20 protein-coding genes are annotated in these 24,128 nt (G+C 67.2%); 7 read left to right on the top strand and 13 right to left on the bottom strand.

All coding sequences use genetic code 11. The features are described 5' to 3' along the window. Nucleotides 1–43 precede the first annotated feature (43 nt). From CDO87_RS07680 to CDO87_RS07670, 3 genes are read right to left on the bottom strand one after another with little or no spacing between them, the layout of a single operon-like run. Complete coding sequence (locus CDO87_RS07680) at nt 44–547, bottom strand: flavin reductase family protein (RefSeq protein WP_100928240.1); 504 nt, start codon at nt 545–547, stop codon at nt 44–46. A 9-nt stretch (nt 548–556) separates the two neighbouring features. Continuing rightward, on the bottom strand, nt 557–1,447 hold the full coding sequence (locus tag CDO87_RS07675; RefSeq protein ID WP_100928239.1) for an aldo/keto reductase family oxidoreductase: 891 nt from the start codon (nt 1,445–1,447) through the stop codon (nt 557–559). Continuing rightward, a complete protein-coding gene (locus CDO87_RS07670) occupies nt 1,444–2,598 on the bottom strand; it encodes an LLM class flavin-dependent oxidoreductase (RefSeq protein ID WP_100928238.1) in 1,155 nt (384 codons plus the stop codon). The genes CDO87_RS07675 and CDO87_RS07670 overlap by 4 nt, the downstream gene beginning before the upstream one ends. 85 nt (nt 2,599–2,683) lie before the next feature. Here CDO87_RS07670 and CDO87_RS07665 point away from each other — a divergent pair, with 85 nt between their 5' ends. The 6 genes from CDO87_RS07665 to CDO87_RS07640 all read left to right on the top strand — a co-directional run bounded on the left by CDO87_RS07665 (nt 2,684) and on the right by CDO87_RS07640 (nt 13,940). Beyond that, entirely contained in the window at nt 2,684–3,385 is a 702-nt protein-coding gene (locus CDO87_RS07665; protein WP_100928237.1) for a GntR family transcriptional regulator, read from the top strand. Continuing rightward, nucleotides 3,382–4,494 (top strand): Gfo/Idh/MocA family protein, encoded by a 1,113-nt coding sequence (locus CDO87_RS07660; protein ID WP_100928236.1) that lies wholly within the window; start codon nt 3,382–3,384, stop codon nt 4,492–4,494. Before CDO87_RS07665 ends, CDO87_RS07660 begins: the two co-directional genes overlap by 4 nt. A gap of 186 nt (nt 4,495–4,680) precedes the next feature. Further along, a complete protein-coding gene (locus CDO87_RS07655; RefSeq protein WP_100928235.1) occupies nt 4,681–9,081 on the top strand; it encodes an Ig-like domain-containing protein in 4,401 nt (1,466 codons plus the stop codon). 196 nt (nt 9,082–9,277) lie between these two features. Further along, entirely contained in the window at nt 9,278–10,516 is a 1,239-nt protein-coding gene (locus CDO87_RS07650) for a TolC family protein (protein WP_254698369.1), read from the top strand. A 14-nt stretch (nt 10,517–10,530) separates the two neighbouring features. Next, nucleotides 10,531–12,759: an ATP-binding cassette domain-containing protein gene (locus CDO87_RS07645; RefSeq protein WP_100930873.1), complete on the top strand. Its 2,229-nt coding sequence runs from the start codon at nt 10,531–10,533 to the stop codon at nt 12,757–12,759. Next, nucleotides 12,759–13,940, top strand: a complete 1,182-nt coding sequence (locus tag CDO87_RS07640; RefSeq protein ID WP_198521842.1) for an HlyD family efflux transporter periplasmic adaptor subunit — start codon at nt 12,759–12,761, stop codon at nt 13,938–13,940. The genes CDO87_RS07645 and CDO87_RS07640 overlap by 1 nt, the downstream gene beginning before the upstream one ends. A 66-nt stretch (nt 13,941–14,006) precedes the next feature. On the opposite strand, the gene dtd is transcribed toward CDO87_RS07640, so the two are convergent. The 4 genes from dtd to CDO87_RS07620 all read right to left on the bottom strand — a co-directional run bounded on the left by dtd (nt 14,007) and on the right by CDO87_RS07620 (nt 17,552). Further along, on the bottom strand, nt 14,007–14,450 hold the full coding sequence (gene dtd, locus CDO87_RS07635) for a D-aminoacyl-tRNA deacylase (RefSeq protein WP_100928233.1): 444 nt from the start codon (nt 14,448–14,450) through the stop codon (nt 14,007–14,009). After that, nucleotides 14,447–15,346, bottom strand: coding sequence for a carbohydrate kinase (locus CDO87_RS07630; protein ID WP_100928232.1), 900 nt, complete (start codon nt 15,344–15,346; stop codon nt 14,447–14,449). The genes dtd and CDO87_RS07630 overlap by 4 nt, the downstream gene beginning before the upstream one ends. A 258-nt stretch (nt 15,347–15,604) precedes the next feature. Further along, complete coding sequence (locus CDO87_RS07625) at nt 15,605–16,741, bottom strand: TFIIB-type zinc finger domain-containing protein (protein ID WP_100928231.1); 1,137 nt, start codon at nt 16,739–16,741, stop codon at nt 15,605–15,607. Nucleotides 16,742–17,072: 331 nt separating this feature from the next. Then, nucleotides 17,073–17,552 carry a cytochrome b gene (locus tag CDO87_RS07620; RefSeq protein WP_100928230.1) on the bottom strand — a complete coding sequence of 160 codons (480 nt, stop codon included), beginning with the start codon at nt 17,550–17,552 and terminating at the stop codon, nt 17,073–17,075. 156 nt (nt 17,553–17,708) lie between these two features. Between CDO87_RS07620 and CDO87_RS07615 the strand changes: the two genes are divergently transcribed. Further along, on the top strand, nt 17,709–18,254 hold the full coding sequence (locus CDO87_RS07615) for a hypothetical protein (protein ID WP_254698367.1): 546 nt from the start codon (nt 17,709–17,711) through the stop codon (nt 18,252–18,254). A 234-nt stretch (nt 18,255–18,488) separates the two neighbouring features. Here the strand turns inward: CDO87_RS07615 and CDO87_RS07610 are convergent, their stop codons facing one another. The 6 genes from CDO87_RS07610 to CDO87_RS07585 form a co-directional block, all read right to left on the bottom strand. Further along, nucleotides 18,489–19,616 (bottom strand): SPFH domain-containing protein, encoded by a 1,128-nt coding sequence (locus tag CDO87_RS07610; protein ID WP_100928228.1) that lies wholly within the window; start codon nt 19,614–19,616, stop codon nt 18,489–18,491. Between the two features lie 49 nt (nt 19,617–19,665). Continuing rightward, entirely contained in the window at nt 19,666–20,694 is a 1,029-nt protein-coding gene (locus tag CDO87_RS07605; protein ID WP_254698365.1) for a DUF2927 domain-containing protein, read from the bottom strand. 2 nt (nt 20,695–20,696) lie between these two features. Continuing rightward, entirely contained in the window at nt 20,697–21,893 is a 1,197-nt protein-coding gene (locus tag CDO87_RS07600; RefSeq protein WP_100928227.1) for a toxic anion resistance protein, read from the bottom strand. Nucleotides 21,894–21,917: 24 nt separating this feature from the next. Next, complete coding sequence (locus CDO87_RS07595; protein WP_100928226.1) at nt 21,918–22,832, bottom strand: 5-bromo-4-chloroindolyl phosphate hydrolysis family protein; 915 nt, start codon at nt 22,830–22,832, stop codon at nt 21,918–21,920. Nucleotides 22,833–23,079: 247 nt separating this feature from the next. Beyond that, a complete protein-coding gene (locus CDO87_RS07590) occupies nt 23,080–23,919 on the bottom strand; it encodes a hypothetical protein (RefSeq protein ID WP_157814939.1) in 840 nt (279 codons plus the stop codon). After that, nucleotides 23,919–24,116 (bottom strand): hypothetical protein, encoded by a 198-nt coding sequence (locus tag CDO87_RS07585; RefSeq protein ID WP_100928224.1) that lies wholly within the window; start codon nt 24,114–24,116, stop codon nt 23,919–23,921. Before CDO87_RS07585 ends, CDO87_RS07590 begins: the two co-directional genes overlap by 1 nt. Nucleotides 24,117–24,128: the final 12 nt, after the last annotated feature.

The raw sequence follows: 24,128 nt of genomic DNA, 5'->3' as shown, positions 1-24,128 counted from the left end.
CGAAACGCCCATTCAGGATGCGCCTTTCAGGCATCGTCGTGGATCAGGCGAGCCGCCCGAACAGGCCGGCATGGAACAGGAGCGGCGCGCCGGGGCGGGCCGTGACCCGAAGGACGTGACCGACGAGGATCGAATGGTCGCCGCCGTCATGCGCCGCATAAAGTTCGCATTCGAACCGGGCGAGGCAGCCTTCGATCAGCGGTGCGCCGTGCGGCCCGGTGGCCCAATCCAGGCCGTCGAACGCGTCGCCTGCCTGCGCGAAACGCTTGCACAGGCTTTCCTGCTCGGCGCCGAGGACATGGATGGCAAAGTGCTTGGCCGCCATGAAGAACGGGTAGCGCGACGAGGCCTTCGCCGGCGACCACAGCACCAGCGGCGGTTCCAGCGACAGGCTGGCAAAGCTGTTCGCGGTGATCCCAAGCGGTCCGGTCGGCGTTTCGCAGGTGATCACGGTCACGCCCGTGGCGAAACGGCCCAGTGCCGCGCGGAAGGCACGGGGATCGGCATCCGCCGGATCAAAGCTCTCGTGGCCGGTGGACTGTGTCACCGGCGGGCCTCAGGGCACTTCGTGGCCGAGGGCGAGGGTATAGAGTTCAAACCATGTCTCCCGGTCGAGCGTCACCCGGGAGGCATCGCCGATCCGGGCAATACGCTCAAGGGTGTTCGTGCCCAGGACCGGCAGAATGCTTGCCGGATGTGTCATCAGCCAGGCGACGGCGACCGCTGCGGCATCAACGCCCTGTTCTTCGGCAATCCCGTTCAGCCGCGCGCGCAGGGGCGCGCTGGATTCCGCAAAGAGGGCGCCACCGCCAAGCGGCGACCATGCCATGACCGGGTGACCGTGCCGCTGGTGAAAGGCGAGGTCACCGTTGGTCAGCGGCTGATGATGCAGCAGCGAGATCTCGATCTGGTTGGTGGCCAGCGGGGTGGTCATGCCGGATTGCAGCAGTTCCCAGTCCCACGGGCGGAAGTTCGACACGCCCACGGCGCGGACCTTGCCGCTGTCGATCAACTCGTCCAGCGCCGCACCGGTTTCCACGTGGTCCATCAGCGGGTCGGGGCGGTGGATCAGCAGCAGGTCGATGTGATCGGTCCGCATCAGCTTCAGGCTGGCATCGACCGAGCTGCGGATGTGCTTGCGTGTCGTGTCATAGTGTTTCACCCGGTGCCCGGCGTGCCGGCCCACGGGCGCGACGATGTCGCACTTGGTGACGATCTCGACCTCTTTGCGCAGGGCAGGGGTCAGGGCGCCACCCAGGATCTCCTCGGCCATGTAGCCGCCGTAGATATCGGCCTGGTCGAGGGTGGTGATGCCCTGGTCGAGGCAGGCGGCGATCTTGTTGCGGATGTGCTCCGGCGATGTGTCGGCGTCATCTCCCAGCCGCCACATGCCGTAGACGAGGCGCGAGAACGACAGGTCTTCGGTGATCTGGATGCGGGGGGTCATCGGCGGGCTCCTGCGGCAAGCGGCGTGTCGGGGGCGGTGGCCGGTACCCTGCCGTAAGCTTCGGGCAATGAACAGGTCTTCAGGTGCGGCAAGACCCGGCTGCCGAAGTGGCGGCATTCGTCCAGATGCGGATAGCCCGACAGGATGAAGGCACGGATGCCCATCCGGCGGTACTCTTCCAGTTCGGACAGCACCTGGTCGGTGGAGCCGACAATCGCCGCCCCACAGCCCGACCGCGCCCGGCCGATGCCGGTCCAGAGGTGCCGTTCAACATAACCGTACTGGTCCGCCAGTTCGCGCGCGCGGGCCTGATGCGAAACGCCAAGGGAGCCCGCGTCCAGCGCGCGTTCGCGGATCAGGCGGCCCATCTCGTCGTCGAGTTTCGAGGTGATGTGTTCGGCGTATTCGCGGGCCTCGGCCTCCGTATCGCGGACAATGACATGGACGCGCAGGCCGTAGTCCAGCGTACGCCCATAGCGTTCCGCCACCGCGTTCACCGCCTTCATCCGTTCCGCGATCTGGTCCTTGGGTTCGGGCCACATCAGGTAGACATCGCAATGCTGGCCGCACAGTTCCAGCGCGTCGGGAGAGTAGCCGCCGAAGTAGAGCAGTGGTCCGCCGGTCTGGTAGGGGCGGGCGGGATCCGTCGTCAGGCCATGAAAGTTGTAGACCTCTCCGTCGTGGTCGATCTGGTCGCGGGTCCAGGCCTGCTTCAGGATTTCCACCACCTCGCGGCTGCGGCGGTAGCGAAAGCTGCTGTCGGCCTTCTCGCCGGGGAAATCGGACGAGATGATGTTCACCGTCAGCCGCCCCTCCAGCATGTGATCCAGCGTTGCGATGGTGCGGGCCAGCATGATGGGCTGCATCTCGCCGCAGCGCACGGCGGCCAGCATGTTGATCTTCGAGGTGATCGGCGCGCAGCCCGCGACGAAGGACAGGGTATCCTGCCCCACCTGGTAGCTCGACGGGCAGAGGATGTTGCGGAAGCCCTGCTGCTCTGCCTCCCGCACGATGGAGGAGCAATGCGCCCAGGACGACCTTAACCGGCCCTCAGGAACTCCGAGGTATTCGTAGTCGTCGGAACAGAGCGCCGCGAACCATGACACCTCGGCGGCGTCGAGATCGGGGGAGGTGATGGGCACAACGGTCATAAGATGTCTCCGGTCCGCATTTTCCATATTGCTTAGCCGCGGATTTTGGGTAGATCAATGGTGTATCAATTTCGGATTGCGCGCAATGACCGACCGCTACGCCCTGCCCCTGTACCTCCAGATCAGCGAGATGCTGATCCGGGAGATCAATGCCGGGCGCCTCGCGGACGGGGAGCGCCTGCCGCCCGAACGCGACTACGCCGCCAAGCTGGGGATTTCCGTCGGAACGCTGCGCAAGGCGCTGGCCGACCTGACGGAGAAGGGGCTCTTGGATCGGGTGCAGGGGTCGGGCAACTACATCCGCGCGCGGGCCGACGTGCAGGCGGTCTATGCCTTCTTCCGGGTCGAGCTGCTGGAAGGCGGCGGCCTGCCCACCGCCGAGGTCCTCGATGTGGCGAGGGTGCCGAAGCCCGATGACCTCCCGGCGTTCGGAACGGACAGGGAGGCGTGGCGCATCCGCCGCCTGCGCCGTCTGAACCGTGTGCCCGCGATCCTCGAAGAGGTCTTCCTCGACGCCTCCTACGCGGCAAGGATGACCCGCGCTGACCTGTCGGAGTCGCTGTACCTGTTCTACCGCGACAAGCTTGGGCTGATGATCGGCCGGGTGGAGGACCGGATGACTGTCGCGCCGGTGCCCGACTGGGCGCCAGCGTCCTACGGCCTGACCGCCGGCACACCGACGCTCCTGGCCTCGCGCATCAGTTTCTCGCGCGAGGGCGCGCGCGCGGAGGTGTCGCGCGGCTGGATCGACACGACAGTTGCAACATACGTGGCACGGCTGAAATGAAGGACATCTCTCTCGCGACCGTCAATTACGGTGTCATCGGCTGCGGCATGATGGGGCAGGAGCACCTGCGCAACATCGCCCTTCTGCCCAATGCCCGCGTCGCCGCCATCTACGAGCCGTCGGAGGCGATGGCCGGCGCGGCACGCGCCCTTGCCCCGGGGGCCGGGCAGGTTTCCTCTGTCGACGACCTTCTGGCCCAGCCTGACCTCGACGCGCTGCTGGTCGCCAGTCCGAACCACCTGCACCTGTCGCAGCTCGAACGGATTGCAGAGCTGAGGCCGCTTCCGATCCTTATGGAGAAGCCGCTTTATACCGCGCCCGAGGATGCGGCACGCGTCGCGCGTATCGCGGCCAGTTATCCCGCGCCGATCTGGGTGGCGATGGAATACCGCTACATGCCGCCTGTTGCGACCTTCCTGCAGCAGGTGGAGGCCGCGACCGGCGGTGTGAAGATGCTGACCATCCGGGAACACCGCTTTCCGTTCCTGCCGAAGGTCGGCGACTGGAACCGCTTCAATCGGAACACCGGCGGCACGCTGGTGGAGAAGTGCTGCCACTTCTTCGACCTGATGCGCCTGATCCTGAAGTCCGACCCGGTGCGGATCATGGCCAGCGCCGGGCAGGAGGTGAACCACCTCGACGAACGCTATGGCGAGGAGGTGCCCGACATCTGGGACAGCGCCTATGTCATCGTCGATTTCGCCAACGGCGCCCGCGCCATGCTGGAGCTTTGCATGTACGCAGAAGGTTCCCGCTACCAGGAGGAGCTGTTGGCGGTCGGCCCCGTTGGCAAGATCGAGGCGCTGGTGCCCGGACCCACCCGATTCTGGCCCGGCCCCGCATCGGAGGCGCCGGTGCCGCAGGTCATTGTCAGCCCGCGAAGCCCGAAGGCGCCGCGCATCGTGGAAATACCCGTCGACCCGACTCTTCTGGATGCGGGCGACCACAACGGTGCCACCTATTATCAGCATGTCCGATTCCTTGAGGCGGTGAGGAATGGCGCGCGCTGCGAGGTCTCGCTGCAGGATGGGGCCTGGGCGGTGAGAATGGGATTGGCCGCACAACTTGCGGCACAACGCGGCCAGGCCATGCATTTCGATAGTTGCTGAGACCGCCGCATTTTTGCCACAAGATGACGCAGAACTTGCGATTTATCCTGATCAAAGCGACGTGAGGCGGCACCAACGTCAATTTCGCCTAGCGACTGAGACCAAAATAAGTTAACCGGTCATCAGAGCAAAAAATGCCCGTCAAATAAAAAAATCGACGGGCGCAGAGGCAAGAGCGGTGTAGTGATGAATGCGATTGAATTCGTGATCCGTACCCCTGAGGGTGCGGTGGAACGCGGTTCCGTTGGTGGTGAAGGACAAAGTTTTCTTCTTGCTGGCGGCGCAGGTAACGATATTTCCCTAAACATCGGTCAGAGCGACCTGCGCGGCTACGACCGGGCGGCCAATGACCTGTTGATCACCCTTGCCGATGGCCGTGTGATCGTGCTGGAGGACTACTTCAGTTCGGGCAGCGCGGGCGCCGCGAACAGCCGTCTCTTCATCAGCGCCAACGGCGAACTGAACGAGGTCAGCTTTGTCGAGACCGAGGGTGGCGTCCTGTTCGCTCAGTACGGCCCGACGGAGACATGGGGCAAGTGGAGCCCGTCCGACTCGCTGATCTTCATCGACGATCCGGAGGTCGTGGCGCAGGGTGTTTCCGACTTCGACGGTGAGGGCGAAGAGGCCACGATGCTCGCGGCTCTGCCGCTGCTCGGCCTTGGCGGCGCGGGGGCCGGCGGCCTTGGTGCGCTCTTGGGTCTGCCGCTTCTGGTCGGCGGCAAGGGCGGCGGCGGTGGCGATGGCGGCGACGGATCGTCTGGCGACAACTGGATCGCGCCGACCGTCGACAACCCGGATGAATCCTACAGTATCAGCGGCAACGACGATCCCACCCTGACCGTCACCGGCACGGCCAACCCCGGCTCGGTGATCGAGGTGGTGATCGGCGACGACACGGTCACCGCGACCGCCGGCGAGGACCGCACGTGGGAGGTGATCTTCACCGGCCCCGAGTTTCCCGATGACGGCAGCTACGAGGACATCGACGTTACCGTCACCGATCCGAACGGCACGGTCACCGATCTCGACGGCCCGTCCTTCGTGATCGACACGACGCCCCCGGCCATCGACATCACGGATGGCACCGTCTCGCTGGGCGACATCGTCAACGCGGTCGATCATTCCGATGGCGTGACGATCACCGGGACCGGCGAGCCGGGTGCGGAATTGACGATCACCATCGGCACCGTGTCGGAAACGGTGATCATCGGCACGGACGGCGCGTGGAGCTTCACCTTCGACGACACCGTCTTCCCCGAAGGCGAATACGTCACCGATTTCTCGATGACGGCCACCGATGCCTTCGGCAACAGCACCACGGTCACCGACCAGGTTCAGATCGACACGGTCAACATGGTGGCGCTCGACAACGTGCCGCTGACCGGGGACGACCTGATCTCTGCCGCCGAACATGCCGCCGGTGTGACGCTGAGCGGCACGTCCCAGCCGGGCAATGCGGTTTCCGTGGTGATCGCCGGCGTGACCCAGACCGCGACCGCCGATTCCAGCGGCGCGTGGTCCGTGACCTTCGGCAGCGGCGACCTTGCGCCGGGCACCTATACGGCCACGGCGGATGTCACCGCCACCGATGCGGCGGGCAACGTCTCCACGACCTCGCACAGCTTCGACGTGGATACCGAGCAGGCCGTGACCATCGACACCGGCAGCGTTGCCGTCGACGGCGTGGTGAACGGTGCGGAGTATGGCTCTGACGTGACCGTGACCGGCACGGGCGAGGCCGGATCGGCGATTACCGTGACCTCCGGCGGGCTGACGCTGGGCACGACGACCGTGGCGCAGGACGGAACCTGGACGCTCGACTTCTCGCCGTCGCTGATCGACGGCGCGCCGGGCCATTCGGAGCTGGGATACACCGGCACGCTGACGGCCACGGCCGTGGATGCTGCAGGCAACACGACCTCCACATCCGGCACCGTGACGGTGGACCGCAACACCTCGCTCTTCGCCAGCTTCGACGATGCCGACTTCGTGGTGAACGCGTCCGAACGCGCGGCGGGTGTGACCCTGGCGGGCGGGGCAGAGCCGGGCGCGACCATTGCCGTCGCCATCGGCGGCCAGACCCTGAGCGCCACCGCCGACAACACCGGCGCGTGGAGCGTGACCGTGCCCCCCGCGCTGATCCCCGAAGGGGTCGGCACGCTGGGCGCTTCCGTCACCGCGACCGATCTTGCGGGCAATACCGCGATGCAGACCGTCAGCATCGCCGTCGACACCCAGACCGCCGTGACCGTGAACACTGCGACCGTCGAAGGCGACGGCGTGGTGAACGCGACCGAGGCGCAGGACGGCTTTGTCCTCACCGGCAACGCAGAGCCGGGCGCGCGCATCACAGGCACGGTCGGCGCCGCGGGCGGCACGCCCTTTGCCATCGATACCGTGGCCAACGCGAACGGCACATGGAGCGTGACGGTCCCTGCCGCGTCCATCCCGGCGGGCGAAACGGCGCTGAACGTGGCCGTCACCTCGACTGACGTGGCGGGCAACAGCGCCAGCACCTCCGGCAGCATCGCCGTGGACACGCTGAACACCGTCACCATCGCCACCTCCACCGTGGAAACCGACGGTGTCATCAACTTCGCCGAGCGCGCGGATGGTATCGTCCTGACCGGCACGACCCAGCCCGGCTCCTCGGTGCAGGTGACACTGGGCAACGTGACCCACGCCGCGACCGTCGCCGCGGACGGCACCTGGAGCGCGAATTTCGCCGCCGCCGAGATCCCGGCAGGCGAGACGACGCTGACCGCCAGCGCCACTTCCGTCGACGCCGCCGGCAACGCGGCCACCGCATCCGGCAGCGTCGAGGTGGACACCTTCGTGCGCAACTTTGCCCTGACCTCCACGCCCGGTGGCGCGGACGGGGTGATGAACGCCGCCGAAGTCTCGCAGGGTCTGACCCTGACCGGTACCACCGAACCCGGCGGCGCGGTGCGGCTGACGCTGAACGGGCAGACGGTGAACGCCTCTGTCGATGCGAACGGCAACTGGACGGCGTCTTTCGTCTCCTCGCAGCTGCCGACGGGCGAGACGACCACCGTGCTGACCGCCGTGTCGACCGACCGTGCGGGCAACACGCAGACGATTACCCAGAACGTGGTGATCGACACCGACGCGGGCCGCCTGACCATCGACCCGGACCCGGTGGAAACCGATGACGTGGTGAACTTCGTCGAGGCGTCCGACGGCGTGGTGCTGACCGGCACCTCCACCCCGGGCCAGTATGTCGATGTCACCATGCAAGGTGTCACCCACCGGGTGCTGACCGATGCCAACGGAAACTGGGTCGCGCCCTTCGCCGCGAACGAGATCGCGCCCGGCACCTATACCGCGCAGATCACCGCGCAGATCGTGGACAGCGCGGGCAACACGCTGACCCGGACGGACAGCGTGAAGGTGGACACCGAGGTGCAGAACTTCGCCACCTCCACCGATCCGGTCGAGGGCGACAACGTCATCAACGCCGCCGAGGCGTCGGACGGCTTCACCCTGAAGGGCACGACGGAGCCGGGTGCCACGGTCTCTGTCAGCTTCAACGGTGTCACGCACAACGCGACGGTGGACAGCCAGGGCAACTGGTCGGTGGACTTCTCTGCCGCTCGGGTCCCGTCGGGCGAGATGCCGGCCTCTGCCACGGTGAACACCACCGATGCGGCAGGCAACACGGCGACGACGCAGGTCAACTTTGCCATCGACACGCTGGTGAACCAGCTGGAGACCACCGGCACGGTGGCGGGCGACGGCGTGGTGAACTTTGCCGAGGCCGCAGCGGGCATCACCCTGACCGGCAACGTCGAACCTGGCTCGACCGTCGAGATCGAGATCGACGGCCACACCCATGTGGCAACGGTGGCCGCGAACGGAAGCTGGACGGTGGATGTGCCGTCCTCCTCGATCCCGACCGGCACGCTGAGCACGCCGGTGGTGATCTCTGCCGTGGACGCGGCGGGCAACACCGCCTCGATCACCGAGACGCTGAGCATCGACACCGAAGCGCCCGACACGCTGAGCTGGACCGGCTACGGCCGCAGCGGCGGCGGGGTGGCGCAGGTCTGGACCGACACCACCGCCGACGACCTGTTCCTCGGCAAGGTCGGCGATCCGTCCGGCAACCCGAACGTCTCGGAGGTGCAGATCGCCAACACCGTGTCGGCGGGTCAGGACACCTACCTGTTCCTGCAGAACACGGTCGCGGACGGCACGCACCTCGTGCTGGCGTCCACCGACCAGGCGGGCAACACCTCGGGCGCGTATCTCGTGACGGACGATCCGAACACCAACCAGGTGCAGATGTCGGACGACATCGCCTCTGCGCTGCGGCAGTTCAACATCGACACGATCGACCTGCACTTCGCCGAGGACAGCCAGCTGACGATCACCGAAAGCCAGATCCAGGCGCTGTCGTCCACGACCGATACGGTCGCGATCCACGGCGGGTCGGACGACATGGTCACGATCACCGGCGCCACCGCGAACGGGACGGTGACGCAGGACGGCAATACCTTCAACGTCTTCGAGCTGGGCGGGTCCACCGTCCTGATCGACGACGACATCACCAACGTGGTGATCTGAAGACGGACGCCCGCGCAAAGGGTGCACAAGCAAGACATTCGGAGGTCCGGATCAACCGGGCCCCGAATCCCGGTAATCAGAGCAGTCGGGCCGACAACGGGGGCACGAAATGAGTGTAGTTTACAGGCGGAGCCTGGCCATGATCGCCATGACGGCAATCGTGGCAGGGTGTTCCACGGATATAGGTGAAGGCTTCGTGTCACGTTTCAGGGGCGCCGAAGCGACGATTCCGACCGAACAGGATGCGGGCGTCCGGAAGGCCGTGGTCAGGCCGGGCGATGCCTCGGAGATCATCGCCGCCCTTCAGGCCCGGCCGTCGGTCATCGTTTCCGGCACGCCCTACGCCCGCGTGTCGCATGCTGTCATCGCCTCCGACGCGCGGGTGGCGGAGGCAGAGCTGCGCGTGGCCCAACTGCTGGAAGAGGCCGCCCGCAAGAACTGGATGCCCACGATCGGGCCGCGGGTGTCGCTGACCTCCCTCGGGGATCTGGTCGCGGAAATGGTCGTGAACCAAGTGCTGTTCGACAACGGGCGCAAGGTGGCAGAGCGCGACCTTGCCAAGGCGGACGTGGAACGCGCCGCCGTGCAGCTTGTGGAAGACGGCAACCAGCGGGTGTTCGACGCGCTGTCGCTGTACGTGACCGCCGAGGAAAACCGCGACCTGTCGCTGCATCTCAACCGCGCCTACGACGACATGGCAAAGTTCGAATGGGTCATGCAGCAGCGGGTGCAGGGCGGCGTTTCGAACACGTCCGACCTGAACGTCCTGCAACAGAAGCTGGCCTCGATCCGCGCCCGCTCTGCCGAGGCGCAGGAGGCGGAGGCGACCGCATTGGCCGAACTGAACGCCATGACCGCGACCTCCCTGACCGACCTGCGCGGGCTGGGCGGTCTGCGCGACGACACCGCGGGTGAGGCCCTGGGCGTCCTGCGCGCCCGTGCCGAGCGGGAGCAGGCGCTGGCCACGGCCCGGATCGAGCGTGCCGGCCATCTGCCGGGGCTCGCCGCCACCGGATCGGTCGACGGTTACGGCGATACCAGCGGCGGGCTGGAGGTGACGACGGATTCGCTCTTCGGGCTGGGCACGCTGGCAGAGTTCAAGGCCATCGAGGCCACGAAGGAGACCTCCGACCGCAAGGTTGCCGAGGCGCGCGAGACCGCGGATCGTCATATCGCCAGCCAGCAGTCGCGGCTTGTGGCCTACGAGCGGCAGGCGGGCGAGGCGAAGGGCCTGACCGCAGCCGCGAAACAGAACCTCGACATGTTCCAGCGCCAGTTCGAAGGCGGACAGCGGCAGGTCATGGACGTGGTCAACACCTACGAGACCTACGCCCGCGCGCTGGAGACGGAGATCGAGCTGAAATACAAGGCCGCCCGCGCGGAGCTTGAACTGGCCCGCCTGCGTGGCGCGCTGGCCGAAGGCGGCGCGATTTGAGCCAGGTCCTGCATATGGCGGGCCGGGCGCGCGATGCCGTGCTGAGGGCGGTGCCCTCGGGGCACGGCTCTGGCGCGTCGTCGCGGTTTAGCACACGGGGGCGCGCCCGGGCGACGCTGATCCGCGTGCTGGCCGGGCGGCTCGGGGTGGAGGCCAAGGCGACCGATATCCTCGAAGCCCTGTCGCAGAACGCCGGATGCGACGACAGCTACGATGCCTACGCCCTGCGCACAGGGGTCGAGGCCGCGGGCCTTCTGGCCCTTGAGGACGAACCCGACAGCCTCGTGCCCGGTCTCTGGCCTGCCATCGCCGTGATGAAGAACGGGCAGGCTGTGCTGGTCCTGTCGCAGGAGGCGGGCTGGCTGACGATCTACGACGACACCACCGTGTCCCGCACCTCCGAGGTTGAGCTGGCAGAATTCGCGCGGTTCTTTTCCGGTCAGTTGATCCGGGCGGAGGCACCGGTCGCCTACCTAGCGGAAACCCACGCAGCGGTTGAGCGCAAGCAGCACTGGTTCTGGGGCCAGTTCGGCCATTTCTCCAAGCAGTTCGGCGAGGTGGCCCTGGGCTCCTTCGTGGCCAATCTGCTGGCGGTGTCCGTCGCGCTGTTCTCGCTTCAAGTCTACGACCGGGTGATCCCGCACCAGTCGGAGGCGACGCTCTGGGTGCTGGCGGCGGGCGCCGGACTGGCGCTGCTGCTCGAAGGGTTCCTGAAGGTCGCGCGGTCCCAGCTTCTGGACGGGGCAGGACGGCAGATCGAGCTTGGCGTGCAGGGCCTCCTGATGAAGCGCCTCTTGGGCATGCGGTCCGACCTGCCGGGGCGCACGCCGTCGCAGCTCTTCTCCTCCATGCGGGAATTCGGATCGGTGCGGGAGTTCTTCACCGCCTCGACCGTGGGCGCGCTGGCCGACATCCCCTTCATCTTCGTCTTCCTGCTGATGGTCTGGTCGATCGCGGGCAGCGTCGTCTGGGTGCTGGTGGCGGGCGGTGTCCTGATGGTTGTGCCCGGTTTCTTCATGCAGCGCCGCATGATCCGCCTGACAAAGGAAATGCAGGGCGCGTCGTCCAAGCAGTCGCGCCTGTTGCAGGAAACCGTGGTCGAACTGGACACCATCAAGACTCAGCGCGCGGAGGACCGCTTTGCCCGGCTGTGGGAAGAACTGAGCGCAGTGCAGGCGCTGAAATCCTCCGACCAGCGCAGGCTGGCGGCGACCCTGACGTTCTGGAGCCAGGGCGTCCAGCAGGCCACCTATGTCGCGGCGGTCATCACCGGCACCTACCTTGTCTTCGCAGGCGAATTCACCGTCGGATCGATCATCGCCGTGGGCATCCTGTGTTCGCGCACGCTGGCGCCGCTGACCCAGCTGTCGGGCATCCTGGCCCGCTGGGGCAACGTCAAGGCGGCGCTCGACGGGCTCGACTCCATCGCCGAGGTGCAGCAGGACCGCTCTGCCACGCGCACCTACCTGCGCCGCGAGACGCTGGGCGGCCGCTTCGACCTGCAGGGTGTGAGCTTTCGCTACGACCCCGAAGGCGCGGCGGTTCTGGACGTGAACGCGCTGAGCATACTGCCCGGGCAGGTGATGTCGGTGCTGGGCGCCAACGGTTCGGGCAAGTCCACGCTTCTGAAGATGCTGACCGGGCTTTACCAGCCACAGGCCGGCAAGGTGCTGGTCGATGGCACGGAGATGGCGCAGATCGAACCGAAGGACCTGCGCCGCAACATCGGCTACCTCGGGCAGGACGTGCGGCTGTTCCACGGCACGCTTCGGGACAACCTGAACCTGTCGCTGCTGGAGCGGGACGACAACAGGCTTTTCGATGCGCTGGATTTCGCGGGCCTCGGCCCCTTCGTGAAGGCGCATCCCAAGGGGCTGGACCTCGACATCCGCGACGGCGGAGAGGGGCTTTCTGTCGGGCAGCGCCAGTCCATCGGCTGGGCGCGCCTGTGGCTTCAGGACCCGAGCGTCTGCCTGCTGGACGAACCCACCGCCGCGCTGGACCAGACGCTTGAGAAGACGCTGATTTCCCGGCTGGAACACTGGCTGAAGGGGCGCACGGCGGTGATCGCCACGCACCGGGTGCCGATCCTGCAACTGGCGGTCCGGACGATGATCCTGGCGAACGGCCGGATGATCGTGGACGGGCCGCGCGACCAGGTCCTGGCGCATCTGCGCGGCGCGCAGGTGGCGGGTGCCCCGGCCCCCGTGGCCGCGTCCATGCCCGCGACGGGAGCGGCCTGATGGCGGCGTCCTCCACCAACCTCGGCGCGCAGCTGTCGAAGTCGCTGCGTGGCCCGTCGATGACCATCTGGCTGTGCGCCATTTCGGTCTGGGTCTTCATCGTCTGGGCGTCGATGGCGTGGCTGGACGAGATCGTTCGGGCGGAGGGCGAGATCATCTCCTCCTCCCGTCCGCAGATCATCCAGAACCTCGAAGGCGGCATCCTGTCGGAGCTTCTGGTGAAGGAAGGCGACGAGGTGCTGCGCGGCGACGTGCTGGCCCGGCTGCACGGCACGCAGTTCCGGTCCTCGGTCGACGATCTGCGCGACCAGATCACCGCGCTGGAAATCCGAAGGCTGCGCCTCGAGGCGGAGCTGTCCGGCAGTTCCGTGGTGGAGGTGCCCGACGAACTTAGGGAGCGCCTGCCCGCCATGGTCGCCTCGGAACAGGCGCTGCTGGCGGCGCGGCAGTCCGACTATATCTCGCGGCGGCAGGGGGCGCAGAAGGTGCTCGACCAGGCGGCGGAAGAGAAGGCGCTGATGGAGAACCTTCTGGACAAGAAGGTGGTCGCGCTGATCGAGGTGACGCGGGCCCGCAAGGCCCATGCGGACGCAAAGAACGCTTACGACGAGATCGTCACGCGCACGGAACTGGCCCGGGCCGAGGAGTTTTCCGAGACGCTGAAGGAACTTGCGACGCTCAAGCAGAACCTGAAGGCGTCGCTGGACCAGCTGAACCGCACGGTGCTGGTGTCGCCGCTGCACGGCGTGGTGAACAAGCTGAGCGTGACGACCATCGGCGGCGTGGTGCGCCCGGGCGAGGAGATCATGCAGATCATCCCGCTGGACGAGGAACTGTACGTCGAGGCCAAGGTGAAGCCCGAGGACATCGCCGGCATCCGTCCCGGGCAGGAAGTCACGATCAAGCTGTCGGCCTACGACTACACGATCTACGGCGCGCTGAAGGGGCGGGTCGACGTGATCTCGGCGGACACCTTCAAGGACGAGCGCCGCCCGGAGATGCCGCCGCACTACAAGGTGACGGCGCGCGTCGACCGGGACGCGATGACCGACCGGCAGGCGGCGATGCAGATTCGTCCCGGGATGCAGGCGCAGGCGGAGCTGCACACGGGCGAGAAGACGGTGCTCCAGTACCTGTTGAAACCGCTCTACAAATCGCGCGAGGCCTTCCACGAACCGTGATCCGGCGGGGCGCCTGTGGCGCGCTGCCTGTCTCGTCGAAGGCCTTCCCGTCAGGGCTGCCGCGGATCAGCTGTCGGTGTCCATCCAGATCGTCACCGGCCCGTCGTTGGTCAGGCTCACCGCCATGTCCGCGCCGAAGCGTCCGGTGGCGACCGGGATGCCCTGCTTCTGGACCTGCGCGGCGAAGTGGTTGTAGAGGCGTTCGCCCTCGTCCGGGCTGGCGGCGGCGGAAAAGCCGGGACGGTTCCCGCGCGAGGTGTCGGCCGCAAGGGTGAACTGGCTGACGACCAGTGCCGCGCCGCCGGTGTCGGTGACGGAGCGGTTCATGCGGCCCTCGTCGTCGCGGAAGATCCTGAGCTTCGCGATCTTGGCGGCGAGGCGGTCGGCCTCTGCCTCCGTATCGCCCTGCATGGCGCAGACGAGGATCATCAGGCCGGGCCCGATCTCTCCGACGGTGGAGCCGCCGATCTCGACGCGGGCGTTGGTGACGCGCTGGATCAGTGCCCTCACAGCTCGTTGTCCCACGGCGGGTTGGCGCCCGCGCGGCTGACAGTGATCGCGGCGGCCCGGGCGCCGAGGTCGGCGGCGGGTGCCAGATCGTCGAGCCATGCAGAGGCGAGCTTCTCCCGGGTCAGCAGCCCGGCCCGGTCGAGCCCGGCGAGGAATCCCGCGTTGAACGTGTCGCCCGCACCCACGGTGTCGACCACGGCGACCTTCTGCGCGGCGATGCGCTTCGTCCCCTCGCGGCTGACCATGTCCACGCCTTCCGCGCCGCGCGTCACCAGCACCAGTGCCACGCCCTGCTTCAGCAGCGTTTCGGGCGCTGTGCCCAGCCACTCCATGTCCTCGTCGGAGATCTTCACGACGTCGGCCCGGTTCAGCATGGCGCTCAGGCGCGCGCGGTAGCGCGGTTCGTCGGTGATGAAGCCGGGGCGGATGTTCGGGTCGATCATGACCACGCGGTCGCCCGCGCGTTCGCACAGATCGGCATAGGTGTCGGCCGCCGGTTCGCCGACAAGGGAAATACCGCCGAAGAACAGGGCCTTGCAGGTGTCGTCCAGCGCCGGAAGCTGGTCCGAGGACAGCATCCGCCCGGCGGTGTTCTCGTCGTAGAAGGCGTATTTGGCGTGGCCGTCCACCAGCGTGACGAAGGCCAGCGTCGTCGGGCGGTCGCTGCGTGCCGCCGGGGTGTGATCGACGTTGGAGGCGGTCAGGGTGGACGCCAGAAGCTGGCCGAAGAGGTCGTTCGACAGCCCGCCGAAGTAGCCCGCCGGGGCGCCAAGGCGGCCAAGCGCGATGGCGGTGTTGAAGACCGCGCCGCCGGCGTAGGGGGCAAAGGCCGCCTCACCCGCCGTCGTTTCGCGGGGCAGCATGTCGATGAGAGCTTCGCCGCAGCAGAGGATCATGGGTCCGGTCCCTTCTGGCATTCGTGTTTGCGCTATCTATCAGGAAGAGACGCGAATGCGGAAGGGGTCAAGCCCATGTTGCGGATCCGGGGCCGGAGAAACATGCCCGGTGCATCGGGGCGCACCGGGCCGTTAACGTTCCGGTCGTCACCGGCAGGACAAATCGCGGGGTGGTCACACATTGCCCGTCACGGGTTACGAATCCGTTAATCCACGGGGCGCAGCGGGATGTAGGGCGGGGCTTTGCGCCGCCTCCCCTCATTGGTTCTGGGCGAAGACGTAGCCCACGCCTGCGGCGACGATCAGGCCGAGAATCACCGCCACGGCGATCTTCCACGCCGACCATGGCCGTTCGCCCTGCACCCGGCCCGTGCGGCCGTTGACCACGAAGCGGTAGGTCTTGCCCCGGTACTTGTAGGCCGCCAGCCAGACCGGCAGCAGGATGTGCTTGAAGGTCACGTCCGAGACGTTCGTGTCGATGCGGTGGATTCGCTGGCGGTCGCCGCCGATGTCGAACTTCACGTCCCGCTCGATCTGCCGGTCCATGTGGGCGCGCGCCTCGACAAAGCCTTCGTCGAGGTCGACCTGATAGCCTTCGGCCCGGAAACCGGCAAGAAATTCAGGGCGGTAGGGCTCCAGCGCGGCCAGGTCCCAGGGCTCCAGCGCGTCGGTGAACCGCTTCGGCAGCGCCCGGGAGGCCAGCACGAGAACGTCGTCGAAGAACCGCGAGACATGGCCCGAGGCGGGCGACCAGCGGATCTTCTGGACCTGCACCTGCTGGCGCTTGCCGTCGCGCACCACGGTTTCGGTCACGTAGTAGACCGTGCCGCGTTCGCCCGAGTAGCGGGAGGCCGTGTTGGCGTCGTAGGTCCAGTAGGGCACGTAGATGCCGCTCATCTTGCGGCCCTTGCGGGCGTAGTCCTGAAGCCCGCCGGGCGCGAACCAGAGCTTGCCCAGCCACTTGGTCATGGCGTCGCGCGCGGCGGCCTCGTCCAGCGCAAAAGGCAGCAATCCCCGTGGCTTGATGTGCCTGTGGGTGCCTGTGTCGGCGACCACGGGCGTGGCGCAGAAGGGGCATTCCGTGGCATGCACCGCCGGGTCGAATTCGAGCTGCGCGGCGCAGTTCGGACAGGTGGTGACGCGGGTCTCCTCCATCTCCTGGAGCGGCAGGAGGTTGTCGATCGCCGCCCGGAAGTCGAGCTCTTTCAGGCCGCCTTCCCACGGGCTGCGCTGCTCGATCACCTCGCGGGTCGATCCGCAGAAGTCGCAGATCAGCATATTGCGTTCAGGATCAAAGCGATAGTCGGCGCCGCACTGGTCGCAGGGGAAGCGGTGCTCTTCCTTGGGGCCGGTCTCGGGCGGCGCGGAGTCGAAGGGCGGGGGCGTGTCACTCATGGCAAAATCGTCTTGGATCAATGGCGGTTGCGGTCATCCTAGGAGGATTGGCGCGGAGGGGAAGGGGGCAGGGCGGCGCGCGTTCACATTTGGCCTTTATCACCGGTGCGTGCGGTAGGGTTAAGCTGCCGTGCGCTGGGCACCTGTTGGGGTTTCCGGGTGCGGGACCACAAGGGCGGAAGCATTCGTTCGGAAACGTGAACGCGCTGTAAGGGGTGAACCGGCCGGTCCGGGGGTCCGAACCGGCCGGTTGTTAACCTTTGCGCCCGCGGTCCGCCGCGGATCGGCGTGACGTTGCGTCATCTTTGTTAACGCGGCCCCGCGCGGGCCCTCAGACCTGCGGGCGGAACATCCGGGTCAGCACGCCGTCGCGTTTCACGACCGCGTGGAGGAGCGCCACGACCGCATGGGCGGCGGCGAGGATTACCAGCGCCTCGCCCACGACCTCGTGCACCTCGCCTGACGTGCGCAGCCCGCCGTACCAGGCGCCGATGCCCAGAAGCGGCGCCGCGATCATCAGGAGGTAAAGCGCGCGGTGCCCCCAGAGCGCGGCGAGGTCGGCCCAGCGGGGCTGACCGGCAGGCGGCGGCGGGGCACCATGGAAGGCGCGCACGACGATGCGGATGGCGATGAAGACCAGCGCGCCGATCCCCAGCCAGACGTGCAGCGGCGTGGCGTCCTCCCCCGATTCGAGGCGGTTGCGCAGGGCGCGGCCCATGTCCTCGTGGGTCAGGAAGGCGGCGGCGATCAGCACCGCGACGGTCCAGTGAAGGCCGATCTGGAGGCCGGAATATCCCTCTTGGCGGGCCATGCCGTGAAATCCCCGAAGCTGCGGTGCCGCACGGCACCGGTGAATTGCCGGGTTCAGATTACGGGCGGCGCGATTCAAGGCAAGCGCGCCGGAGACGACCTCTTGCCGCAGGGGATCAGGCGGTTAGGTTCGGGGCAAACGATGGAGGACTGCTGCGTGTACCTGCGAACGACCCTGATGATCCTGCTGGCGGCGCCGCTCCGGGCGGAGACGGTGACCATGGCCTTCCGCTGGGAGGGGTCTGGCGGCTACGCGGTGTCGGGCGCGCTGCAATACGACACGCGGGACGTGTCCGCGCCATTGGTGCGGGACAGCGACCTGATCTGCTTTCACGTCGACGGGACGAAGGACGGCGAAGCCATCGGCCACTGGGGCCTGCGGATGCTGAACGAGGAGACCGACTGGCGGCTCTTCCTCGACCCCGAGGGGCCGGAACTGCTGGTCGAGGGCATGGGTGTGGATATGCCGCAGGCGTGGAACATGGACGGTTTCGGCACGAGCTGCGGCACGGGCGGCTTCGGCTTCAACATCGGCAGCGCGGCGCAGGACCTCTGCCTGGATGGCGAGCTTATGTATGAAAGCCAGGTCGATCCGTTCCGGCCCTTCCCGGTGGAGCGTGTGACGGAGCACGCCTTTCCGCCCTATGCCTGCAACGCCCCGGCTCTGATGAGCGCCCTGCCGCGGGCACTGTCGGGCGGGTGAGGAGGGGGCTCCGCCCCCGCCTGCGGCCCCCCGAGGTATTTTGGCCAAGATGAAGGTGGGGGCGTCCTGGTGTAGTGGCGGGCGTCGGCAGCGGAGAGTGGCCCCGGCGGCCTGTGGCGCGCGGAGGAGTCATGGCCGGGCGGAAGGGGGCGCGGCTTTTGCGTCGGAGCGCGGCGTTGCGCGCGGTGACGGGGGGCGCGGCCCCCGGGTGTCCGGGCGGGGGCCGCGAAGGGGTTACATCGGCGGCGGCGGCGGGGGCATGACGGTGAAGAGCTGTGCCAGTTCGGACACTTCGCCCGCCTTTTTCCAGCCGTCCTGGCCTTGCGTCCAGACGTGGGTTTCGCGGTCGAACTCTCCGGTGGTGACCATCTTGCCGAGGTCGGCTTTCGAGAACGGGCCGGTGGTCTGCCCGGCCTTTGCGATGTGCCAGACGTGTTCCACCGGCGGGGGGGGAGGCGGTGGCGGCGCGGCGGCGGCCGGTTGCTGCTGGCCGCCCCAGGGCCCGGGCTGACCGCCGGAGGGCTGGGTCATCTGCTGGGCCATGTTCATGCCCATGCCCGCGCCGAAGCCCATGCCCATCGACTGGTCCATGGCGCCGCCCTTGCCCATGGCCTCGGCCGCCTTCCACTTCATGTGGTCGTCGAGGTTGCCGGCCAGCCCGCGCGAGGTGCGGGCGTCGAGCGCCTTCTCGACCTCGGGGGGGAGGGAGATGTTCTCGATGTAGAGTTCGGGCAGCGTCAGGCCGTAGGCGGCGATGGTCGGGTCGATGGCCTTGGCGATCAGCCCGCCGACCTCGCCGGTGTTGGCCGCCATGTCGAGCACCGGGATGCCGGAGCGGGCGATGGCCTGGCTGAATTCCTGCACGATGATGTTGCGGATCTGGAAGGCGACCTCGTCGGTGGTGAACTCGCCGTCGGTGCCGACGATTTCCTGCATGAAGAGCGCGGGGTCGGCGACCTTGATCGCGTAGGTGCCGAAGGCGCGGATGCGGGTCGGGCCGAACTCCGGGTCGCGCAGCATGATCGGGTTCTTCGTGCCCCACTTCAGGTTGGTGAAGCGGGCGGTCGAGACGAAGTAGATCTCTGACTTGAACGGGCTCTGGAAGCCGTGGTCCCAGTGCTGGAGCGACGTCATGATCGGCATGTTGTTGGTTTCCAGCATGTACATGCCGGGGGTGAAGACGTCGGCAAGCTGGCCCTCGTGGACGAAGACCGCCGCCTGTCCTTCGCGCACCGTCAGCTTGGCGCCGTACTTGATCTCGTGGCCCTCGCGCTCGAACCGCCAGACGAGCGTGTCGCGGGTGTCGTCCGTCCAGTGGATGACGTCGATGAACTGTCCCTTGAGGAAATCCCAGATCGGCATTGAAATCTCTCCTTATCTCAAAACGGTCGGACGGCGGCGGGGGGCGCGGTCAGCTTGAATTGCCGGATCCGACGAGATCGGCGGCCTTTTCGCGCACGATGGGCAGCGCCTCTTCGGCGGACATGCCCGGGCGCAGGCGCGGATCGTAGAGGATCTTGAGCAGCAGCTCGTCGTGCCGGGTCAGCAGCGCGAATTCGTCGTCGTCGTTGAAGATCGTCGGGCGCGCGGAGGGGCTGTCGTTGGTCAGGCCGAAGCCCTGGGCCATTTCCTCGTGCACGCAGGACCGGCGCATCAGGTCCGGGTGTTCGGAACGGATCACCGCGATCGCCGTGCCGTAGTCGTAGCCGCCGTAGTCGGTGGCGAAGGCCATCACGAGGCAGTGGATGCCGCGCGGCAGGTTGCGGAAGATGCGCAGCGCGTTGGGGTTCACGTCCGGCACGAGCTGGCGGATGCGGTTGGCGATCTGCGGCTGGTCGTCCTCCGACATGAAGAGGACGTAGAAGTTCGGGTTGTCGTTGCTCATCGACACCGGGTGGCCGGTGATGCGGCCAAGGCGGGCGGCGTATTTCGCCACCTCGGCGCGGTCCCAGTCGATCTGCTCGCGCGGGACGCCGGGGCCGAACTCGGTGGTGACGCGCACCGGCTGGGTCCACTTCTTGACCGCCGAGGAGGCGCCGGGGCCGGCCGGGCGCAGGCCCTCGCCGCGGATGTATTCCTCTTCCAGCGCGATGGCCATGAAGTTGCGCACCAGCATGGTGTCGGTGAACGGCGTGTCGGGCCCGCCACCGTCGGTGCGCAGGAGGCCGCGGGCGAGGTTGTCGGCCTGCACGCGCGAGTAATAGGCCGCGATCTCGCGCGAGGCGGCGGAGGGCGGCGTCGGCTCCGCTTCGGTGACCGGCGGGGGGGCGGCCACGGGGGCAGGGCGGGCTTCGGGCGTGACGACGGTCTGGCTGGGTGCAAGCGCCGCCTCGTCACAGGCCGATAGGGCCGCGACGCAGAGGAGCGCCGGGACCCAGGCCGGGACATTGGCCCGGAGCCTGGCCCTTGCGGACCGGGAAATGTCGCGCGCTGCGCCCATGATCAGGACGGCACCGCGGTTGCGGCGACGTCGCCGGTCCCGGTCTTGCGGGCCTTCGCGGAGGCCAGCGTGTCGCGCAGTTCGTGTTCCATCTTCTTCAGTTCCTCTTCGGCCTTGGCGCGGCGCGCCTTGCCCTCGTCCGCGATCCGCAGCGAGTCCTCGATGGTTCCGATCAGGTCGGCGTTGGCCTGCTTGACCGCCTCGATGTCGAAGACGCCGCGCTCCATCTCCTCGCGGATGATCTTGTTGCTGTCGCGCAGGTTGGCGGCGTTGGAGGTCAGAAGCTCGTTGGTCAGGTCGTTGGCGTCGCGCACGGCGGCGGCGGCCTGCTTCGAACGCTGGATGGTGACCGCCTGCGCAAGCTGGGTTTCCCAGAGCGGCACGGTGTTGACCAGCGTCGAGTTGATCTTGGTCACGAGGGACTTGTCGTTTTCCTGCACCAGACGGATCGAGGGCAGCGACTGCATGGTGACCTGGCGCGTCAGCTTCAGGTCGTGCACCCGGCGTTCCAGATCGTCGCGGGCGCCGCGCAGGTCGCGCAGTTCCTGCGCCTTCATCACCTGGTCGCCCTCGTCGGCGTTCTGGACCTCGTTCTCCTTCGCGGGGATCGCGATGCCGTCAAGTTCTTCCAGCTTCTCTTCGCCGGCGGCGATGTAGAGCGCCAGCTCGTCGTAGAACTGCAGGGTCTTTTCATAGAGCAGGTCGAGCGACTTGATGTCCTTCAGGAGCCGGTGCTCGTGCTTCAGGAGGTCGTCGGTGACCTTGTCGATCTGCGCCTGCACCGTTTCGTACCGGGCGGTGAACTTGGCGAAGGGGGCGGCGCGGCCCAAGAGCTTTTCCCACCACGAACGTTCGCGGCGCACGTCCAGCTCTGACACGGAGAAGCCGCGGATCGTGGTGACGATGCCGCGCAAGCTGTCGCCCGCCGGGCCCACGTCCTTGTTGCGCACGTCCGTCAGCATCGCCTGGGAAATCGTCTGGAGTTCGGCCTGCGCGGCGGAGCCGAAGGACACGATGGAGTTCGTGTCGCTCATGTCGATCTCGTCCATCCGGGCGCGGATTTCCTCGCTGGTCTCGGCCGGGGCTTCCTTCAGCGGGACGATGGCATTGGCATCGGCCGGTTCCGGCAGGATGGTGGCGTTGACCTCATCGACCATCGTGAGCGTCTTCTGAGCTTCCTGGCGAACGTTTTCAGACATCTAAGGGATCCCCCGTTTAAAATTTCAGCCCAACTTCCGGTCGAGATGCACGCCTTCGCGCTGCAGGCGCTCGCGCAGGACCTCTATCTCGATGTTGAGGTCGGCGTTGTCGTCCTCAAGCAGTTTTTCGATCTTCTTGTCGAAGCTCTCTTCGAGATCGGTGAGCAACATCATGAAATCGGTTTTGGCCCCGCGGTCGCGGGTGCGCGAATAGATATCCGCGAACTTGATGGCGGCGTCCTTCGCCCCCATCAGGTAGACGCCGAGGAACTGGCGGGCGGCGGTCAGGTCGCGGGGGTCTTCCTCCACGGTGCGGATCATCTCGCGGGCCTTGACGGTGAAGCGTTCGACGCGGGCCTCGGACTGGGCGTCGTCGGCGCGCTTCACGGCCTCGTTCATGGCGGCGAGGTGGCGCTCCGCCTCGTCGACCACGCGGGCCACGCGGTCCTGCTGGAAGGTGTCGATGCCATCCATTCCCTTGTCCTTCATCGGGTCGATGCCGAAGGCGCCGATGTGCAGCGCGGCGGCGACGACGCCGTAGATCGCCGGGGCCGCGACACCGTGCTGCGACGTCCAGGCGGCCAGCGCGGCACCGATGCCGCAGAGGCCCGCCGCGAACAGCTTGCGCGGGATCGACGGGCGGCGGGCGATCTTGCGTTCGTGGTAGGCGGATTCGGCCTGCAGCCCGTCGCGCAGGAGCCACGCGCCAAGGATCAATGATCCGGCGCCCAGAAGGCCCACGGCCATGTCGGCCGGCGCTTCGTTGATCGAGAAGAAGGCGAGGAGCAGCCCGGGAATGAACAGCACGTTGGACCGGGCACCGGCCGGCGCGACCTTTGCGCCCTTGTAGGCGCGCACCTCGGCACGGTCCTCACGAAGCGTCGGTTTGCCCGCCATGTCCCCGTCGGGGCTGTATTTTCCGCCGTAGCGCTTTGCCATCGCTCAAAGGCCCCCGAGCCAGCCCGTGGACACTCCGAAGAGGAGGACGATCAGCAGGATATAGCTGATCTTCTGCAAGGCGTTTCCGGACATCCAGGCCCCCGATGGTCTGCGTGTGACCGAAACTTAGGGGCTAAATGCTGCACTTGCTAGGGGGAACTATCCACAGTCAGCGTCACCTTGCCCACGGACGACCTGTCCGTTGACGCGCCGGGCGGCGGAGAAGGAAAGGGGCGCGGGGCGGTCGTCAGGCGGCGCTGTTGGTGGGCATCCGGTCGAGCAGGAGGTCGGCCTCCATCTCGAAATCGTCCTTGTCGCCGCGCACACGGGTCCTGCGGGCGCTTGTCTCGAAGCTTTCGGTCATGACGTCCAGCTTGGCGATGTAGCGGCGACGGGCGAACTGGGCACCCTCGCCGGAGCGCGCGTCGCAGAGCCGGTTCGATTCCGCGTCGAGCAGGCTGACGAACTTGTCGACCGGGCGCGCCAGCCGGGCCAGCGACCGGGGATCGCGGGCGAAGCCGCGCATCAGGCGCAGGACGAGCGTGCGGGCGGCTTCGGTGCGGCGGGTGATCTCCGCGTCTTCCAGCATGGCGATGCGGTCGGCGATCATCGCCAGCCGGTGATCCGTCTGTTCCAGCAGGATGTCGGCCTCCTGCCGGCCATTGTCGGCACGCACGTCGGTCTTGTCTCGCATCGGGTCGAGCCCGAAGGCGGCAATGCCGAGGCCGAAGCCGCAGACGCCGATCAGCAGCGGCAGGACGATGTCCTCGAAGCGGTGACTGGCCAGCACGACGATCATCGTGCCGATCAGCAGCGAGCCGAGGAGCTTGCGGGGAATGCGCGGGGCCTTTGCGCCGGGGGTGACGCGGTAGATGGCGTGCAGGCGCGTGCCGTGCGCGATCAGGCGCAGCGCGACGGAGAGGATCCAGAGTTCGACGAGGGCCGTGGCCATGGCGGAGAACCCGCCGTAGAACATCCAGGCGAACAGCGGAAAGGCTGCCAGGAACAGGAAGTTGAGCCCCGTGTCCTGGTTCGGGCATTCCAGGGGCGCCTCCGCCGGGCGCTGCATGGCGAGAAGTCTGCGCATCAGTAGAAGCTCAGGAAGAAGATCAGAAGCCAGAGCGTGACAAAGGCCCCTCGCGAGATCATCTGCCCGCTGTCCCGCGCGCGTCCGGCGCATCGGGCCAGCATCGAGCAGGTGTCCTGCACGACGACGCGCAGGTAGCTCAGCACCAGAAGCGCAGAGCCGAACAGGATGAGAAGGGCGAGAGTCGATGTCATCATGACCTCAACCTC

The organism is Sagittula sp. P11 (genome assembly GCF_002814095.1).
Taxonomy (GTDB): Bacteria; Pseudomonadota; Alphaproteobacteria; order Rhodobacterales; family Rhodobacteraceae; genus Sagittula.
This window is presented reverse-complemented; position numbering and strand designations above follow the sequence as displayed.

Coding starts and splice junctions, on each gene's coding strand:
- CDO87_RS07675 (WP_100928239.1), bottom strand. CDS start 1,447: ATGACCCCCCGCATCCAGATCACCGAAGACCTGTCGTTCTCGCGCCTC.
- CDO87_RS07670 (WP_100928238.1), bottom strand. CDS start 2,598: ATGACCGTTGTGCCCATCACCTCCCCCGATCTCGACGCCGCCGAGGTG.
- CDO87_RS07665 (WP_100928237.1), top strand. CDS start 2,684: ATGACCGACCGCTACGCCCTGCCCCTGTACCTCCAGATCAGCGAGATG.
- CDO87_RS07660 (WP_100928236.1), top strand. CDS start 3,382: ATGAAGGACATCTCTCTCGCGACCGTCAATTACGGTGTCATCGGCTGC.
- CDO87_RS07655 (WP_100928235.1), top strand. CDS start 4,681: ATGAATGCGATTGAATTCGTGATCCGTACCCCTGAGGGTGCGGTGGAA.
- CDO87_RS07645 (WP_100930873.1), top strand. CDS start 10,531: ATGGCGGGCCGGGCGCGCGATGCCGTGCTGAGGGCGGTGCCCTCGGGG.
- CDO87_RS07640 (WP_198521842.1), top strand. CDS start 12,759: ATGGCGGCGTCCTCCACCAACCTCGGCGCGCAGCTGTCGAAGTCGCTG.
- CDO87_RS07630 (WP_100928232.1), bottom strand. CDS start 15,346: ATGATCCTCTGCTGCGGCGAAGCTCTCATCGACATGCTGCCCCGCGAA.
- CDO87_RS07625 (WP_100928231.1), bottom strand. CDS start 16,741: ATGAGTGACACGCCCCCGCCCTTCGACTCCGCGCCGCCCGAGACCGGC.
- CDO87_RS07620 (WP_100928230.1), bottom strand. CDS start 17,552: ATGGCCCGCCAAGAGGGATATTCCGGCCTCCAGATCGGCCTTCACTGG.
- CDO87_RS07610 (WP_100928228.1), bottom strand. CDS start 19,616: ATGCCGATCTGGGATTTCCTCAAGGGACAGTTCATCGACGTCATCCAC.
- CDO87_RS07605 (WP_254698365.1), bottom strand. CDS start 20,694: ATGGGCGCAGCGCGCGACATTTCCCGGTCCGCAAGGGCCAGGCTCCGG.
- CDO87_RS07600 (WP_100928227.1), bottom strand. CDS start 21,893: ATGTCTGAAAACGTTCGCCAGGAAGCTCAGAAGACGCTCACGATGGTC.
- CDO87_RS07595 (WP_100928226.1), bottom strand. CDS start 22,832: ATGGCAAAGCGCTACGGCGGAAAATACAGCCCCGACGGGGACATGGCG.
- CDO87_RS07590 (WP_157814939.1), bottom strand. CDS start 23,919: ATGCGCAGACTTCTCGCCATGCAGCGCCCGGCGGAGGCGCCCCTGGAA.
- CDO87_RS07585 (WP_100928224.1), bottom strand. CDS start 24,116: ATGATGACATCGACTCTCGCCCTTCTCATCCTGTTCGGCTCTGCGCTT.